Consider the following 16,820-nt stretch of genomic DNA (forward strand, 5'->3'; position numbering starts at 1 on the left):
AAGCATCAAAAAGCAAAAGGGTCACGGTCCGGCGTCGCAAGCATCTCGCCCATGTCCGTTGGCCTCAAGTTCCAAGCAGGCTCCACAAGAGCTGGGTGAGGAGCACCAGAGGTTTTTCGTTAGAGAAATTCACAAAGGTTGATCATGGAAATGTCCAAGGCCGAGCAGAACTCGGCGCAAGCGGCGCATCAGTCCGCGCAGAAATCCCAAGAACTCATGGGTGCTGAAGTGCTGGTCAAGGCACTGCAGGCCGAAGGCGTCAAGCAGCTGTGGGGCTACCCCGGCGGTGCAGTTCTCTACATCTACGACGCGCTCTACAAGCAAGACACCATCAACCATGTGCTGGTTCGCCATGAACAGGCAGCAGTGCATGCGGCAGACGGTTTTGCCCGCGCCACCGGTGAAGTGGGCGTGGCCCTGGTCACCTCCGGCCCCGGCCTGACGAATGCCGTCACCGGTATTGCCACTGCTTACACAGACAGCATCCCCATCGTCGTGATCTCCGGTCAGACATCCACGACCGCCATTGGCTCGGATGCGTTCCAGGAATGCGATACCGTCGGTATCACGCGCCCCATCGTCAAGCACAACTTCCTGGTCAAGGATGTGCGCGACCTGGCGCTGACGATGAAAAAAGCGTTTCATATCGCACGCACGGGCCGCCCTGGCCCCGTGGTGATCGATATTCCCAAGGACGTGTCCTTCAAGAAGGTGGCCTACAGCGGCTATCCCTCGACGGTCGAGATGCGCTCCTACAACCCGGTCAAGAAGGGTCACAGCGGCCAGATCCGCAAGGCCTTGCAGCTGCTGCTGTCGGCCAAGCGCCCCTATATCTATACCGGTGGCGGTGTGCTGCTGAGCGGCGCCGAGCAAGAGCTGCGCACCCTGGTGGACCTGCTGGGCTACCCGGTGACCCACACCTTGCTGGGCCTGGGCGCCTACCCGGCCAGCGACAAGAAATTCCTGGGCATGCTGGGCATGCACGGCACGATCGAAGCCAACAACGCGATGCAGAACTGCGATGTGCTGCTGGCCGTCGGTGCGCGCTTTGATGACCGGGTGATCGGCAACCCCAAGCACTTCATGTCGGTGGAGCGCAAGATCATCCATGTCGACATCGACCCCTCGTCGATCTCCAAGCGCGTCAAGGTGGATGTGCCCATCGTGGGCGACTGCAAGGAAGTGCTGACCGAGCTGATCGCGATGGTGCGCGAGAGCGTGGCCAGCCCCGATGCCGAGGCGCTGCAAAACTGGTGGAAGACCATCGAAGACTGGCGCAGCCGCGATTGCCTGCGCTATGACCGTGGCAACAAGGAGGTGATCAAGCCCCAGTTCGTGGTCGAGACGCTGTGGCAGATGACCCGCGATGCGGACTGCTATGTGACCTCGGACGTGGGCCAGCACCAGATGTGGGCTGCGCAGTACTACCGTTTTGAGGAGTCGCGCCGCTGGATCAACTCGGGCGGTCTGGGCACCATGGGTGTGGGCATTCCCTATGCGATGGGCATCAAGCTGGCCAAGCCCGATGCCGAGGTGTTCTGCATCACCGGCGAAGGCTCGGTGCAGATGAACATCCAGGAGCTGGCCACCTGCCGCCAGTACGAGACGCCGATCATCATCTGCGCGCTCAACAACCGCTTCTTGGGCATGGTGCGCCAGTGGCAAGAGATCGAATACTCGGGCCGCTACAGCCACAGCTACATGGATTCGCTGCCTGACTTCGTCAAGCTGGCCGAAGCCTATGGCCATGCGGGCATTCTGATCGAGAAGCCCGAGGATGTGGAGCCCGCGCTGCGTGAGGCGCGGCGCATTGCCCGCGAAGAGCGCAAGAGCGTGTTCCTCGATTTCCGCACCGATCCGACCGAGAACGTCTTCCCGATGGTCCAGGCCGGCAAGGGCATCACCGAGATGCTGCTGGGCGCGGACGATCTGTAAACGCCTTTCTGGCTTGGCGCGCCTTGCGGCAAGCGCGCGTCCAGCCTGTCCTTGGGTTTTCCCTTTCTGACGAATCTATTGTCTACCGAGCCCAGCGCTTACCGGCGTTGGGGGAGGGTAGCGAAAAGAGGAATCTGTTCTTATGAAACACATCATTGCGGTTCTCCTGGAGAACGAACCAGGCGCCCTGTCGCGCGTGGTGGGCCTGTTTTCGGCCCGTGGCTACAACATCGAGTCGCTCACCGTGGCACCCACCGAGGATGCCTCGCTGTCGCGCATGACCATCACCACCACCGGCTCGGACGACGTCATCGAGCAGATCACCAAGCACCTCAACCGTCTCATTGAGGTGGTCAAGGTGGTTGATCTGACCGAAGGCGCCTACACCGAGCGCGAGCTGATGATGATCAAGGTGCGGGCCGTCGGCAAGGAGCGCGAGGAGATGAAGCGCATGGCCGACATCTTCCGTGGTCGCATCATCGATGTGACCGAGAAGAGCTACACCATCGAGGTGACCGGCGACCAGGCCAAGAACGATGCCTTCCTGAGCGCGATCGACCGGTCGGCCATCCTCGAGACCGTGCGTACCGGTGCCAGCGGCATCGGTCGCGGTGAACGCATCTTGCGCGTGTAATGCGCTGGTGTCACCGGCTGCGACGCCATGCCCGCCAGGCGGTGGGGGTGGTGCTGCTGCTGGTGGGGCTTGTGCTGGTGGTGGCCTGGGTGCAGACGGACGACCCTGATTGCAGTCTGTCCCAGGACCTTTTCACACAGCAGCGCTTGTGTGATGGCATCTTTGGCGAGCCCGACGAAAACGCTTCGAGGCGCACCAACCCCTGGCTAGTACTCATAGTAGGATTGGGCGCTTTTGTAGCGGGAGCTTATTTGCTGGCTTCAGGACCTGCGGCAAGGCCCCCTGACGATGCAGATTCTTGAGAATGTTTGTTTGAATTTCTGAATTTTTGACTGATACCAACGGAGCGAAGCATGAAAGTTTTTTACGACAAGGACTGTGACCTGTCCCTCATCAAAGGCAAGACCGTCGCCATCATCGGCTACGGCTCGCAAGGCCATGCGCACGCGCAGAACCTCAACGACAGTGGCGTGAAGGTCATCGTCGGTCTGCGCAAGTCTGGCGCTTCCTGGCCCAAGGCCGAGAAGGCCGGCCTGACCGTGATGGAAGTCAACGATGCCGTCAAGGCCGCTGACGTGGTCATGATCTTGCTGCCTGATGAAGACATCGCCAAGGTCTACAGCGACAACGTCAAGGACAACATCAAGCAAGGCGCTTCGCTGGTGTTTGCGCACGGCTTCAACGTGCACTACAACCAGGTCGTGCCCCGCGCCGATCTGGACGTGTGGATGGTGGCGCCCAAGGCCCCAGGCCACACCGTGCGCAACACCTACAGCCAAGGCGGCGGCGTGCCCCACCTGATCGCTGTGCACCAGGACAAGTCTGGCAAGGCCCGTGACCTGGCCCTGTCCTACGCGATGGCCAATGGTGGCGGCAAGGCCGGCATCATCGAGACCAACTTCAAGGAAGAAACCGAAACCGACCTGTTCGGCGAGCAAGCCGTTCTGTGCGGCGGCGCGGTCGAGCTGATCAAGATGGGCTTCGAGACCTTGGTGGAAGCCGGCTACGCGCCTGAAATGGCCTACTTCGAGTGCCTGCACGAGCTCAAGCTGATCGTGGACCTGATCTACGAAGGCGGCATCGCCAACATGAACTACTCGATCTCGAACAACGCCGAATACGGCGAGTACGTGACCGGCCCTGAGGTGATCAATGAAGAGTCGCGCAAGGCCATGCGCAACGCTCTGAAGCGCATCCAGAACGGCGACTACGCCAAGATGTTCATCCAGGAAGGCCGTCTGAGCTACCCATCGATGACCGCCCGCCGCCGCAACACCGCCGATCACCAGATCGAGCAAGTCGGTGGTCAGCTGCGCGCCATGATGCCTTGGATCGCCAAGAACAAGCTGGTCGACCAGACCCGCAACTAAATCCCGGCGGCTGCCGCAGCCCTGTTGCGGCGCCGAGGTGATGTGCAAAGGACTGCTTTGGCAGTCCTTTTTTCATGGGCATGGCCGGCGGGGCCGCGCTGGCGAAAAGCTACACTGTAGCCCAAGCCCGGCGGGGCCAGAACCCGCTGGAAACTATAAAATAAGTAGCTGATTGCGCAGATATAGCTGGCGCTGGAGTGGATTGAATGCTGGACGAAAACGAAACCAAGCCCAAGGCCGCAGCGCATGCACTGCCGCCTGCGCAGCGCAAGTGGCGCAAGGGCATCTATGTGCTGCCCAACTCGTTCACCTTGGCCGCCTTGTTTGGCGGTTTTTACTCGATCGTGATGGCCATGAATGGCCGTTTCGAGGCGGCCGCTGTCGGCGTGTTCTGCGCGATGGTGCTCGATAGCCTCGACGGCCGCGTGGCGCGCATGACGCACACGCAAAGCGCCTTTGGCGAGCAGATGGATTCGCTCTCGGACATGGTGTCCTTTGGCGCCGCTCCCGCACTGATTGCCTATGAATGGGCGCTGCGCCCGCTGGGCCGCTGGGGCTGGATCGCAGCCTTTGTCTATTGCTCCTGCGCAGCGCTGCGCCTGGCGCGTTTCAATGTGAACACAGGCGTGGTGGACAAGCGCTACTTCCAGGGCATGCCGTCGCCCGCTGCTGCGGCCTTGGTGGCAGGCTTTATCTGGCTGACCAGCGCGCTTTTGGTATCGCACCGCGATGTGCCGATTTTTGGCCAGGTGATTGCGCTGTTTGGCGGCTACCCGGCCAGCCGCGATGACCTGTCCTGGATCATGTTTGCCATCACCTTGCTGGCGGGTCTGACCATGGTCACCAATATCCCGTACTACAGCTTCAAGGATGCAGGCGCTGCCAAGAGCGTGCCCTTCATCTCCCTGGTGGTGGTGGTGCTGCTGCTGGCGGTGGTCAGCATCGAGCCGGCCACGATGCTGTTCCTGATCTTTGTGGTCTATTCGCTCTCGGGCTATGTGATCTATGCCTGGCGCCGCTTCAAGGGCCAGCATGTCTCGATCGTGGCGACCTCGACCGACGAGCCCGAAGAGCGCGGCTTGCACCACGATTGAGTTTTTTGCAGACACCAGCCCAAACCTGTGTTAGAGTGATTGCCATGCAAAACCTGTCCCTAGCTCTACTACTAGCATGTCCAACGGGCAGGTAGAGTAGCGCGCAGTTTTTCACCCCTACACCTCGGCCCGTTTGCACCAGCAACGGGCCGATTCTGTTTTTAGCAGGTTGCTGGTTTCCAACCCCGAACTTTTTGTTCCGATGAGAAAGACCAGACAACCATGTTGACCCAACCTTCCAGCAAGTACCGCGCTTTTCCAGCCATTGCGTTGCGTGACCGCACCTGGCCTGATGCCCAGATCACCCAGGCACCCATCTGGCTGTCCACCGATCTGCGCGATGGCAACCAGGCGCTGATCGAGCCCATGGACCTGGCACGCAAGCTGCGCATGTTCGACATGCTGGTCAAGATTGGCTTCAAGGAAATCGAAGTCGGTTTTCCCGCGTCCTCGCAGATCGAGTTCGACTTTGTGCGCCAGTTGATCGAGGAAAAGCGCATTCCCGCCGACGTCACCATCCAGGTGATGACCCCCGCCCGGCCTGAGCTGATCACGCGCACGGTCGAGGCCTTGCAAGGCGCGCCGCGCGCCATTGTCCACATCTACAACGCGGTGGCCCCGGTCTGGCGCAAGGTGGTATTCGGCATGAGCGTGCCCGAGGTGATGGCCCTGGTCAAAGACCAGGTCACCCACCTCAAGACCTTGACCGATGCGCAGCCCGGCACCGAATGGGTCTTGCAGTACTCGCCCGAGACCTTCTCGCTCGCTGAGCTTGAGGTGTCCCTGCAGGCCTGCGAGACGGCGATTGCCGCCTGGGGCCCAGGCCGCGACATCATCCTGAACCTGCCCACGACGGTGGAGAACGCCACCCCCAACGTGTTTGCCGACCAGATCGAGTGGATGGTGCGCCAGTTTGCCAACCGCCCTGAGGTGGTGTTGTCTGTGCACCCACACAACGACCGCGGCACCGGCACGGCCAGCGCCGAGTTGGCGTTGATGGCCGGCGCCCACCGCGTCGAAGGCTGCCTGTTTGGCAATGGCGAGCGCACCGGCAACCTCGACATCGTCAATGTGGCCTTGAACATGTATGTGCAGGGTGTATCGCCCCAGCTCGATTTCTCGGACATCGACGCGATCCGCGCTGAAGTCGAGTACTGCAACCAACTGCCCGTGCCGGCGCGCCACCCCTATGCCGGCGACCTGGTCTACACCTCGTTCTCGGGCTCGCACCAGGATGCGATCAAGAAAGCCTTTGCGGCCCGCCAGGATGCCGATATCTGGGAAATTCCTTACCTGCCTATCGACCCCAAGGACCTGGGCCGCAGCTATGAAGCGGTAATCCGCGTCAACAGCCAGTCGGGCAAGGGCGGCATCTCCTACCTGCTCGAAGAAGCCTATGGCCTGGCGATGCCACGCCGCTTGCAGATCGAGTTCAGCCAGGTGGTGCAGCGCGCGATGGACACGGCGGGCACCGAGTTCACCGCCAAGGACCTGTGGCAGATCTTCGAGCGCGAGTACCAGCTGGGCGCCAACCATGCGCTGGCCCAGTACCGCGTGGAATCGAACGACAGCGATGACGTGCGCATCAGCGGCAAGGTGCAGTGGGCCGGCCAGGCCGTCAGCATCGCCGGCCACGGCAATGGCCCGATCGATGCCTTTGTGCAAGCGGTCAGCAGCGCCATCGGTATCCCCGTTCGTTTGCTGGACTACAGCGAGCATGCAGTGGCTGCCAGCGATGCCCGCGGCGACAAGGGCGCCAATGCCACGGCCGCTGCCTATATCGAGCTGCGCGTGGGCGACAGCCAGAGCCTGTACGGCGTGGGCATGGACAGCAACAGCACCCAGGCGGCTTTCCGCGCGGTGATGAGTGCGGTAGCACGTAGCGGTGCTGTCGCCAGCGTGCAAACGGCAGCGCCACAAGCGGCTGTACAAGTGGCTACCGCCTAACCACAGGCGGAGCAAAGCACGTAAACTGTAGCGCGGTTGAAGCAGGCTGCAGCAGAGTGAAGTGATCGCTCTCCTGCAGCCTGTTTTAGACAATCCACTCACCCACGGTGGCAGCGCAGGACCAATGCCATGGAGAACACACGATGAGCGACCAACTGATTATTTTTGATACCACCTTGCGCGATGGCGAGCAGTCGCCCGGCGCCTCGATGACCAAGGACGAAAAGCTGCGCATTGCGCGCCAACTCGAACGCCTCAAGGTGGACGTCATCGAGGCCGGTTTTGCCGCCAGCTCCAACGGTGACTTCGATTGTGTCCAGAGCATCGCCTCCATCATCAAGGACTCGACCATCTGCTCGCTGGCCCGCGCCAACGACCGCGACATCGCCCGCGCCGCCGAGGCCTTGAAGCCCGCCAACCGCGCGCGTATCCACACCTTCATTGCGACCAGCCCGCTGCACATGGAGAAAAAGCTGCGCATGTCGCCCGATGAGGTGTTCGAGCAGGCCAAGATGTCGGTGCGCTTTGCCCGTAACCTGGTGGGCGATATTGAGTTCAGCCCGGAAGACGGCTACCGCAGCGACCCTGATTTTCTCTGCCGCGTGATCGAGGCCGTGATTGCCGAAGGCGCCACGACCATCAACGTGCCCGACACCGTCGGCTACGCGATCCCTGAGCTCTATGGCCAGTTCATTCTGAACCTGCGCGAGCGCATTCCCAACAGCGACAAGGCCATCTGGTCGGTGCACTGCCACAACGACCTGGGCATGGCTGTCGCCAACTCGCTGGCCGGCGTCAAGATCGGTGGTGCACGCCAGGTGGAGTGCACGATCAACGGCCTGGGCGAGCGCGCGGGTAACTGCTCACTCGAAGAGGTGGTCATGGCCGTCAAGACGCGGCGCGACTACTTTGGCCTCGATGTCAACATCGACGCGCAGCACATCGTGGCCGCCAGCCGCCTGGTGAGCCAGACCACCGGCTTTGTGGTGCAGCCCAACAAGGCCGTGGTGGGCGCCAATGCCTTTGCGCATGCCTCCGGCATCCACCAGGATGGCGTGCTCAAGGCGCGCGACACCTACGAAATCATGCGTGCCGAAGATGTGGGCTGGAGCGCCAACAAGATCGTGCTGGGCAAGCTCTCGGGCCGCAACGCCTTCAAGCAGCGCCTGCAGGAGCTGGGTGTGGTGATGGACAGCGAAAGCGAGATCAATGCCGCCTTTGCCCGTTTCAAGGACCTGGCCGACCGCAAGAGCGAAATTTTTGACGAAGACATCCTCGCACTGGTGCACATGGAAGGCGCCGAGGCGCAGGCCGAAACCTACCGCTTTGTCTCGTTGTCGCAATCGAGCGAAACGGGCGAGCAGCCCAAGGCCAGCGTGGTGTTGATTGCCCATGGCCAGGAGGTGCGCGGCGAGTCTACCGGCAACGGCCCGGTCGATGCCTCGATGAAGGCAATTGAGTCGCAGGCGCGCAGCGGCGCCGAGATGGTGCTGTATGCGGTCAATGCGATCAGCGGCTCGACCGAGAGCCAGGGCGAGGTGACCGTGCGCTTGCAGATGGGTGGGCGCGTGGTCAACGGTGTAGGCGCAGACCCTGATATTGTGGTGGCGTCAGCGAAGGCTTACATCGCTGCGCTAAACAAGTTACAAAATCCTACGGAGCGAGTAGCTGCACAAGGTTGAGACTTCGGAATATAATTTCACTTAAATAATTGAAGAATCGCGTAAGTTAATGAATTTGCGCGATTTTTTAAATTCAAGTTTCCGCTGTCAGCTATCGTATTTGTAGGGAGCAGAATAATGGCGCTACGTCATCGCAGTGTTTTGCGTCGTTTTTCACATTTGTTTGCAATTTGTACCCTGGCCTTTGGTTTGTCCGCTCCTAGCGTGCAGGCCAGCGCCAAGAACAAGTCCGCTCCCAAGGCCCATGTGCAGGCCAAGGCTAGCAAAAAGCCTGCCGCCGTGGCCTCCAAGGGCGAGCGCAATGGCCGCCAAAAGCAAGCGGCTGCGCCATCGTCCAAAAAGGTCGCCGGCAAAGCCCCCAAGGGCAAGACCACGCTGGCCAAGGCAGGGCGCCAAGCAGGGCGCGCTGCCGTTGCCGCTGCCGTCATCATTCCCGAGCGCCAGTCCTTCGGCCAGATGGCCGGCCTGCATGATGTGACCGATCCGCTGGCACTCAAATCCAGCGTCGCTCTGGTGCTGGACCAGGACACCCATGAAGTGCTGCTGTCCAAGAACGACCATGCCGTGCTGCCGATCGCCTCGCTCACCAAGCTGATGACCGGCCTGATCATCTCCCAGGCCCAGCTGCCGATGGACGAGATGATCACCATCACCCAGGACGATGTGGACACCGAAAAGCACAGCAGCTCGCGTCTGCGTGTGGGCACCACCTTGATGCGCGGCGAATTGCTGCACCTGGCACTGATGTCCAGCGAAAACCGTGCCGCCCATGCGCTGGGCCGCACCTACCCTGGTGGCCTGCAGACCTTTGTCGGCATGATGAACATGAAGGCCAAGATGCTGGGCATGGCCGATACCCGCTATGTCGAGCCCACCGGCTTGTCGAGCTCCAACCAGTCCAGCGCCTTTGACTTGGCCACCTTGGTCAATGTGGCGCACTCCGATCCGCTGCTGCGCGATCTGACCACTTCGCCGTCCTACCAGGTCGAAGTGGGTGAGCGCATGCTGCAGTTCAACAATACCAACCGCCTGGTGCACAGTCCCGAGTGGAATATCGGCCTGCAAAAGACCGGCTATATCTCCGAGGCAGGCCGCTGCCTGGTGATGCAGGCCCAGGTGGCCGGCCGCAAGCTCATCATGGTGTTCCTGGATTCGGCGGGCAAGTTCGGTCGCCTGGCCGATGCCGAGCGCGTGCGCCACTGGGTGGAAGGCTCGGGCACGCAGCTGCTGGCCAAGCACTGAGCGCGCTGCGCCCACAAAAAAACCTGCCTCGGCAGGTTTTTTTGCGTGCGGTTGATGGCCTGCCCGGGCTCAGCGTGCGTTGGGCTGGCGGTGCTCGTCAAAGCCCAGCGCGGACGAGATCTCGCTAGCCGTGGCCTGCAGGCGCGTGGTCCAGGCGTCTTCGAGCCGGTCGGCAGGGGCGGACACCGACAGGCCAGCGACCAGGCGCCCCTGGTCGTCATAGATGCCCGCTGCCATGCAGCGCACGCCCAGCTCCAGCTCCTCGTTGTCGCGCGCCACGCCGTACTGGCGGGTCTTGGACAGCTCGCGCTCGAGTACCGCCAAATTGGTGATGCTGTTCTTGGTGTTGCCCGCCAGGCCCGTGCGCATCGCGTAGGCGCGTACGCGCTCGGGCTCGTCGTTGGCCAAAAAGAGCTTGCCGGTCGAGGTCAGGTGCAGCGGCGCATGGCCGCCGATGGCGCGCACCACCTGCATGCCCGAGCGCTCGCTGAAGCTGCGCTCCACATAGACGATCTCATCGCCCTGGCGCATGCTCAGATTGATGGCCTGCTGCGTGGCCAGGTGCAGCCGCCGCATCGGCAGCAGGGCCACTTCGCGCACATTGATGCGCGCCTTGACCAGGTTGCCCAGCTCCAGAAGGCGCATGCCCAGGCGGTAGCTGCCCGACTCGGGGCGGTCCACAAAGCGGCCAATGGTCAGGTCGTTCAAGATGCGGTGCGTCGTCGACGGGTGCAGGCCCGTGATCTCGCTCAGCTCCTTGAGTGACACCGCTTCCTCGCGCGTGGCCAGGACGTCCAGCAGCGTGAACATGCGCTCTAGCACTTGCACGCTGGGCTTGGTGACGGTGTCATGTATTGGTTTGGTCATGCGTAGACTGGCGCTCAAATAACAAAAAGAGAGGTGGCCGCTTGATCGGAGCGATCAAGGGGCGCAATGGTTGGCGAGCTGGCCCGGTTGCCAGCGCTGGTCGATATAGACCTCATAGGGCTGGTAATCGGCCTTGTATTGCATCTTGGGGCTGGCGGCAATCCAGTAGCCCAGGTACAGGTAGGGCAGGCCCATGGCCCGGCACTGATCAATCTGCCAGAGCACGTTGTAGGTGCCGTAGCTGGTGTGGGCCTCGGGCTCGTAAAAGGTGTAGACGGCCGACAGGCCGTCGTTGAGGATGTCGATGATCGAGACCATCTTCAGGGTGCCGGGCTGCTGGCCCTGCGCGGGCTCGCGAAACTCCACCAGGCGGCTGTTGACCCGGCTTTGCAGCATGAACTGCGAATACTGCTCGACGCTGTCCTCATCCATGCCGCCACCGGTATGGCGCGCCGACTGGTAGCGCAGGTAGAGCGCGTAGTGCTCACGCAAAAAGCCCAGCGGCAGCACCCGCACGTCCAGCGCCTGGTGCTGCTTGCGCGCGCGGCGCTGGTGGCGCTTGGGTTTGAAGTCCTGCACCCGCACGCGCAAGGGCACGCATGCCTGGCAGCCATCGCAATAGGGGCGGTAGGTGAACAGGCCGCTGCGGCGAAAGCCCTGCTGGATCAACTCGGAGTAGACATCGTTCTGGATGGCGTGGCTGGGCGTGGCTACCTGAGAGCGCGCCATGCGCGCTTCGAGATAGCTGCATGGGTAGGGCGCTGTCGCATAAAACTGCAAGCTGTGCAGCGGTAGTTCGTTCAGCCTACTCATCCGGATGCGGAGATGTCATTTCAGATAGTGGGATTATGTCAGTCCCATCGCCAGATGCAAACTCCCAGCGCATAGGGGGCAGCGCTATTTGCGTGCGCACATTCTCTAAAAACCGGCTGCGCGGCACTTCGGCAGCGCCCATGAAGGCCAGATGCCCGGTGTTTTGCTGGCAGTCGATCATCGGCACCTGCTCGCGCCGGCAGATCTGCACCAGCGCGGCCAGTGCGATCTTGGAGCCATTGGGCACGGTGGTGAACATCGATTCGCCAAACACCGCGCGCCCAATGGCCACGCAATACAGGCCGGCCACCAGCTGGCCGCCTTGCCACAGCTCCACGCTGTGGGCAAAGCCATCCCGGTGCAGCTGGGTGTAGGCGGCCTGGATGTCGTTGACGATCCAGGTGCCATCCTGGCCCGGGCGGTCCTGCTGGCCGCAGGCAGCGATCACGGCGGCAAAGTCGCTGTCGATGCGCAGCTCGCTGCTGGGATCCTGCGCAAACTTGCGTATCGCCTGCTTGAGCGAGCGGTGCAGGCGGAAGTGGGCCGGTTGCAGCACCATGCGCGGATCGGTAGACCACCACAGAATGGGTGAGCCCTCGCTGAACCAGGGGAAGATGCCCTGGCGGTAGGCCTGCTGCAGATGGGCGCTGTCGAGCACGCCGCCAGCGGCCAGCAGGCCCGGGTGCGGGGTGTGGGGCCCCCAGGCCATGTCCACGGGTGGAAAGTCGTCATCGGCTTGCAGCCAGGCTAGCGGGGGCGTGTGGTGGTTGGCGCTCATGGTGTTGCCTGCCATGGTAGCGGCCAAATGGGGCGCTGCTGGCCGCCCGTGGTACCCAGGGGTGACAAATACGGCAGTTCGCTCCCGGTTGCTGGGCTGCGGCCGCAAAAAACAAAAAAGCCTGCACGGTGGTGCAGGCTTTTTGAATGGCTCCTCAACCTGGGCTCGAACCAGGGACCTACGGATTAACAGTCCGGCGCTCTACCAACTGAGCTATTGAGGAATAAACAGTGAACAGGCTTTGTGCGATTGCAAAGCCAAAAAAAATTCTTTGGCTCCTCAACCTGGGCTCGAACCAGGGACCTACGGATTAACAGTCCGGCGCTCTACCAACTGAGCTATTGAGGAACAAATTTTTGGTCAATGCCCTGAACGATTGCAGGGCAGATAAGTGATGGCTCCTCAACCTGGGCTCGAACCAGGGACCTACGGATTAACAGTCCGGCGCTCTACCAACTGAGCTATTGAGGAATATCGGTCAACAGGCTTTGTTCGATTGCAAAGCCGAAAAATTCTTTGGCTCCTCAACCTGGGCTCGAACCAGGGACCTACGGATTAACAGTCCGGCGCTCTACCAACTGAGCTATTGAGGAACAAGACTGCGATTATAGAACGAATTTTTGACCTGAAAAACGGACGAGGTCATTTTTTGCCGCGCAGGGCTGGGCTCATTGCGGTGCCGGGGGCTCGGGCCGGCACCACAGCCAGGCCAGCACGCAGGCCATGCAGCCAATCGACAACAGCTTGGCCCAGCCGGGCGCTGGCACCAGCAGCATGATGACTGCGCATACCGCCATCGTGATGCTGGCGCTCCACTTGGCCTTGCGGCTGACAAAACCGCCCGCCGCCCAGTTGCGCAGCATGCCGCCAAACAGCCGGTGGTGCCACAGCCAGGCATGCAGGCGCGGCGAGCTGCGCGCCGCGCAGGCCCCGGCCATCAGCACAAAGACCGTGGTCGGCAGCCCCGGCACAAAAATGCCGACGATGCCCATCGCCAGGCAGGCCACAGCCGCCAACAGCAGCAGCCAGCGCAAGACCGGACTGCGGATGGGGCAGTAAGCCGGTGTCTGCACGTCTTGCAGCGCGGTGGAAGAGGCTCCGGGCTCGTTCATGGTCCAGCATTGTGCATCGCGCCGCATAACAGTGTCTTGATGCTGGGCAAGGGTGGTGGGCATCTTGCTGCGCTGCTGCGCCGGTGCTTTGGGTGGCAAAAGGCGCCAGACGGGCTTGCGCGCTGCGCTACCATGCCGGCATGGCGATCTATCCAATCTTGAAAATGGGCGATGCCCGTTTGCTGCGCACCGCGCAGCCCGTGACCGAATTTGACACCGATGCGCTGCACCAGCTCGTGCAGGATCTGCTCGACACCATGCGCGACGCCAACGGCGCGGGCCTGGCTGCGCCGCAGATCGGGGTGGATCTGCAGGTGGTGTTCTTTGGCTCGCCCGAGCGCAACCCGCGCTACCCGGACCGCCCGCTGGTGCCGCCCACGGTGCTGATCAACCCGGTGATCACGCCCTTGTCGGACGAGGAAGAAGACGACTGGGAGGGGTGCCTGTCGGTGCCGGGGCTGCGCGGCATGGTGCCGCGCTGGCGCAAGATCCGCTACACCGGCTTTGACCAGTATGGCGACCCGATTGACCGCGAGGCCGAAGGCTTCCATGCCCGCGTGGTGCAGCATGAATGCGACCACCTCTGGGGCAAGCTCTACCCGATGCGGGTGCGCGATTTCAGCCAGTTCGGTTTTACCGAGATTTTGTTTCCCGGCATCAGCGCGGCCGAGGACGACTGAGCCGGGTTCGCCTTAACGGTCAACCGGCCGCGCCGCTGCCCGTCGCGGCCAGTGCCCAGAGCAGCTCGGTCTCGATCGCGATCTGGCTCACATTGTTCTGCAGCTCCGGGCCCTGCAGCAAAAAGCTGTCTTCCACGCGCTCGCCCAAGGTGCTGATCTTGGCCAGCTCGACACTCAGCTGGTGGCGGGCCAGGATGCGTGCCACGGTGTAGAGCAGGCCTGCGCGGTCTGCCGCCGAGATGGACAGCAGCCAGCGCTGACCCTTGTCATCGGGGCGCAGCAGCACGCGCGGCGCCACCGGAAAGCTCTTGACCCGGCGCGAGACGCGGCGCTGCGCGGGCTCGGGCAGCGGCTGGGCGGCCACCAGCACGCGGGTGAGCTCGCTCTCGACCAGGTTGATCAGCTCGCGGTAGCTTTGCGGTGCATCGGTCGCCACCACCTGGAAGGTATCAAGCGCATAGCGGTTAAGGGCGGTGTGCACGCGCGCGTCCAGAATCGAAAAGCCCGCCTGGTCAAAATAGCTGCAGATGCGGGCAAACAGATCGGGCTGGTCGGGCGCATACACCATCACCTGCAGGCCTTCGCCGGCCAGCGACTGGCGCGCGCGCACCAAGGTGGCCTTGCTGCCCACGGCGCGTGACAGGTGGCGCGTGTGCCAGGCGATATCGGCGGCCTCGTGGCGCAGAAAATAATCGAGGCCCAGCGTATCCCACAGCGCTTTTTGTGATTCATGGGGCTGTGCCGACAGCGCCAGCAGCACCAGCGCTTCGCGCTTGCGGATTTCCACCTGAGCGGCCACATCGGGCGCCCGCCCACCCAGCACGCGCAGCGTCGAGCGGTACAGGTCTTCGAGCAGCTTGCCTTTCCAGGCATTCCAGACCTTGGGGCTGGTGCCACGGATATCGGCGACGGTGAGCAGGTAGAGGGCGGTGAGCCGGCGCTCATTGCCCATGCGCTGGGCAAAGGCGGTGATCACCTCGGGGTCGGACGTATCCTGCTTTTGCGCGACCTGGCTCATCGTCAGGTGCTCGCGCACCAGAAACTCGACCAGCTGCCGGTCTTCCTTGGCAATCTGGTGGTCGCGGCAAAAACGCTTGACTTCCAGCGCGCCGATCTCCGAATGGTCGCCACCCCGGCCCTTGCCGATGTCGTGGAAGAGGGCGGCCAGGTACAGAATCCAGGGCTTGTCCCAGCCAGCGGCCAGCTGGGAGCAGAACGGGTACTCATGCGCATGCTCGGCCATGAAAAAGCGCCGCACATTGCGCAGCACCATCAGGATGTGCTGGTCCACCGTGTAGACATGGAACAGGTCGTGCTGCATCTGGCCCACGATGCGGCGGAACGGCCAGAGGTAGCGGCCCAGCACCGAGGTCTGGTTGAGCAGCCGCATCGCATGGGTGATGCCATGGGGCTGCTGCAGAATCTGCATGAAGGTGGCGCGGTTGACCGGGTCACGACGGAACTGGGCATCCATCAGCTGGCGCGCATGGTAGAGCGCGCGGAAGGTACGGGCCGACAGGTCCTTCAAGCCCGGCTCGGTCTCGTAGAGCAAGAAGGTGCGCAAGATCGCATGCGGGTTGCGCTGGTAGACCTCGTCGTCGGCCACCTCAATGAGGCCGGCCTTGTCGTAGAACTCGTCATCGATGCGGCGCAAGGTGTGGTTGCCCGGGTGCAGGCGCTCGTCCATGTTCAGCATCAGGATCTGCGTGAGCTGGGCCACCGCCTTGGCAGCCCAGTAGTAGCGCTTCATCAGCTCCTCGCTGGCGCGCTTGGGAAAGCGCTGGCCAGCTGGCGTGATGGTCTTGAAGCCAAAGGACTCGGCCACCGGCGTTTGCAGGTCGAACACCAGCCGGTCCTCACGGCGCCGGGCCACAATGTGCAGCCGCGCGCGGATGAGGCAGATCAGGTCCTCGTTGCGCTGCAGGTTGCGCACCTCGTAGACGGTGGCCAGCCCCTTGTCGGCCAGCTCCTTCCAGCGGCTGCCCAGACCGGTAGCACGGCCCAGCCACAGGATCAGTTGCAGATCGCGCAGGCCGCCGGGCGACTCCTTGCAATTGGGCTCGAGCGCATAGACGGTGTTTTCGTACTTGTTGTGGCGCTGCTGCATCTCCAGCACCTTGGCCACGACAAAGGCATCGGGCTTGATGGACTGGGCCAGCGCCGCCTGGAACAGGTGGTAGAGGCGGGGCGAGCCGATGATGCGGCGCGACTCCAGCAGCGCCGTCTGCACCGTCACATCGGCCTGGGCTTCGCTGATGCACTGGCTGATGGTGCGCACGCTCGAGCCAATTTCCAGCCCGGCGTCCCAGCACGAGCCGATGAACTGCTCGATCGCGGTGCGCAATTCAATGTCCTGCTCCGGATCGGTGCCTTCGGGCAGCAGCAGCAGCACATCGATATCGGAATAGGGAAACAGCTTGCCCCGGCCAAAGCCGCCCACCCCCACCAGGTTCAGGCGGCCGGGCAGGCCGGCCAGGTGCCAGAGGTCGCGCAGCAGCCCATCGGCCAGCTGCGAGAGCTTGCGCAGCTGGGTCTGTATGCCCCGGGTGCTGCTGCCCCCGGCCATGATGTCATCAAACAGGGCGCTGCGTTGCGCCTGGTACTGCTCGCGCAGCTGCGGAATGCGAGGATCGTTCATGGTGCCTAACTATGCTGTCGTTGGCAGT

The 16,820-nt window shown here is 62.4% G+C and carries 13 protein-coding genes and 4 tRNA genes; 8 read left to right on the plus strand and 9 right to left on the minus strand.

Annotation, left to right across the window (positions count from 1 at the left end; genetic code table 11):
• Nucleotides 1–144 precede the first annotated feature (144 nt).
• The 7 genes from N4T19_RS00810 (at nt 145) to N4T19_RS00840 (ending at nt 9,904) form a co-directional block, all read left to right on the plus strand.
• Nucleotides 145–1,935 (plus strand): acetolactate synthase 3 catalytic subunit, encoded by a 1,791-nt coding sequence (locus N4T19_RS00810; protein ID WP_116925251.1) that lies wholly within the window; start codon nt 145–147, stop codon nt 1,933–1,935.
• 142 nt (nt 1,936–2,077) lie between these two features.
• Nucleotides 2,078–2,569, plus strand: a complete 492-nt coding sequence (ilvN, locus tag N4T19_RS00815; RefSeq protein ID WP_021024891.1) for an acetolactate synthase small subunit — start codon at nt 2,078–2,080, stop codon at nt 2,567–2,569.
• 353 nt (nt 2,570–2,922) lie between these two features.
• Nucleotides 2,923–3,939: a ketol-acid reductoisomerase gene (gene ilvC, locus N4T19_RS00820; RefSeq protein WP_116925035.1), complete on the plus strand. Its 1,017-nt coding sequence runs from the start codon at nt 2,923–2,925 to the stop codon at nt 3,937–3,939.
• 206 nt (nt 3,940–4,145) lie between these two features.
• Complete coding sequence (gene pssA, locus N4T19_RS00825; RefSeq protein WP_116925036.1) at nt 4,146–5,033, plus strand: CDP-diacylglycerol--serine O-phosphatidyltransferase; 888 nt, start codon at nt 4,146–4,148, stop codon at nt 5,031–5,033.
• A gap of 222 nt (nt 5,034–5,255) precedes the next feature.
• Nucleotides 5,256–6,980 (plus strand): 2-isopropylmalate synthase, encoded by a 1,725-nt coding sequence (gene leuA, locus N4T19_RS00830; RefSeq protein ID WP_260719194.1) that lies wholly within the window; start codon nt 5,256–5,258, stop codon nt 6,978–6,980.
• Between the two features lie 143 nt (nt 6,981–7,123).
• Nucleotides 7,124–8,662: a 2-isopropylmalate synthase gene (locus N4T19_RS00835; protein ID WP_021024887.1), complete on the plus strand. Its 1,539-nt coding sequence runs from the start codon at nt 7,124–7,126 to the stop codon at nt 8,660–8,662.
• Between the two features lie 117 nt (nt 8,663–8,779).
• A complete protein-coding gene (locus tag N4T19_RS00840; protein ID WP_260719195.1) occupies nt 8,780–9,904 on the plus strand; it encodes a serine hydrolase in 1,125 nt (374 codons plus the stop codon).
• A gap of 69 nt (nt 9,905–9,973) precedes the next feature.
• Here the strand turns inward: N4T19_RS00840 and N4T19_RS00845 are convergent, their stop codons facing one another.
• From N4T19_RS00845 to N4T19_RS00880, 8 genes are all read right to left on the minus strand, one after another.
• Nucleotides 9,974–10,771, minus strand: coding sequence for an IclR family transcriptional regulator (locus tag N4T19_RS00845; RefSeq protein WP_116925038.1), 798 nt, complete (start codon nt 10,769–10,771; stop codon nt 9,974–9,976).
• A 54-nt stretch (nt 10,772–10,825) separates the two neighbouring features.
• Nucleotides 10,826–11,584 (minus strand): arginyltransferase, encoded by a 759-nt coding sequence (locus N4T19_RS00850; protein ID WP_182345330.1) that lies wholly within the window; start codon nt 11,582–11,584, stop codon nt 10,826–10,828.
• Nucleotides 11,577–12,377, minus strand: coding sequence for a leucyl/phenylalanyl-tRNA--protein transferase (aat, locus tag N4T19_RS00855; RefSeq protein ID WP_409935143.1), 801 nt, complete (start codon nt 12,375–12,377; stop codon nt 11,577–11,579). The genes N4T19_RS00850 and aat overlap by 8 nt, the downstream gene beginning before the upstream one ends.
• 132 nt (nt 12,378–12,509) lie before the next feature.
• Nucleotides 12,510–12,585 (minus strand) — tRNA-Asn (locus tag N4T19_RS00860).
• Nucleotides 12,586–12,634: 49 nt separating this feature from the next.
• Nucleotides 12,635–12,710 (minus strand) — tRNA-Asn (locus tag N4T19_RS00865).
• A 47-nt stretch (nt 12,711–12,757) separates the two neighbouring features.
• A tRNA-Asn gene (locus tag N4T19_RS00870) sits at nt 12,758–12,833 on the minus strand.
• Between the two features lie 46 nt (nt 12,834–12,879).
• Nucleotides 12,880–12,955 (minus strand) — tRNA-Asn (locus tag N4T19_RS00875).
• Nucleotides 12,956–13,030: 75 nt separating this feature from the next.
• Complete coding sequence (locus N4T19_RS00880; protein ID WP_260719196.1) at nt 13,031–13,474, minus strand: YbaN family protein; 444 nt, start codon at nt 13,472–13,474, stop codon at nt 13,031–13,033.
• 140 nt (nt 13,475–13,614) lie between these two features.
• On the opposite strand from N4T19_RS00880, the gene def reads away from it, so the two are divergent.
• The gene (gene def / locus N4T19_RS00885; RefSeq protein ID WP_116925040.1) at nt 13,615–14,154 is read left to right on the plus strand and encodes a peptide deformylase; all 540 of its coding nucleotides are present in this window, start codon (nt 13,615–13,617) and stop codon (nt 14,152–14,154) included.
• 19 nt (nt 14,155–14,173) lie between these two features.
• Here def and N4T19_RS00890 read toward each other — a convergent pair whose 3' ends face one another.
• On the minus strand, nt 14,174–16,792 hold the full coding sequence (locus tag N4T19_RS00890) for a [protein-PII] uridylyltransferase (protein WP_116925041.1): 2,619 nt from the start codon (nt 16,790–16,792) through the stop codon (nt 14,174–14,176).
• Between the last annotated feature and the right edge of the window lie 28 nt (nt 16,793–16,820).

The organism is Comamonas squillarum, assembly GCF_025309455.1.
Lineage (GTDB): Bacteria > Pseudomonadota > Gammaproteobacteria > Burkholderiales > Burkholderiaceae_C > Comamonas > Comamonas squillarum.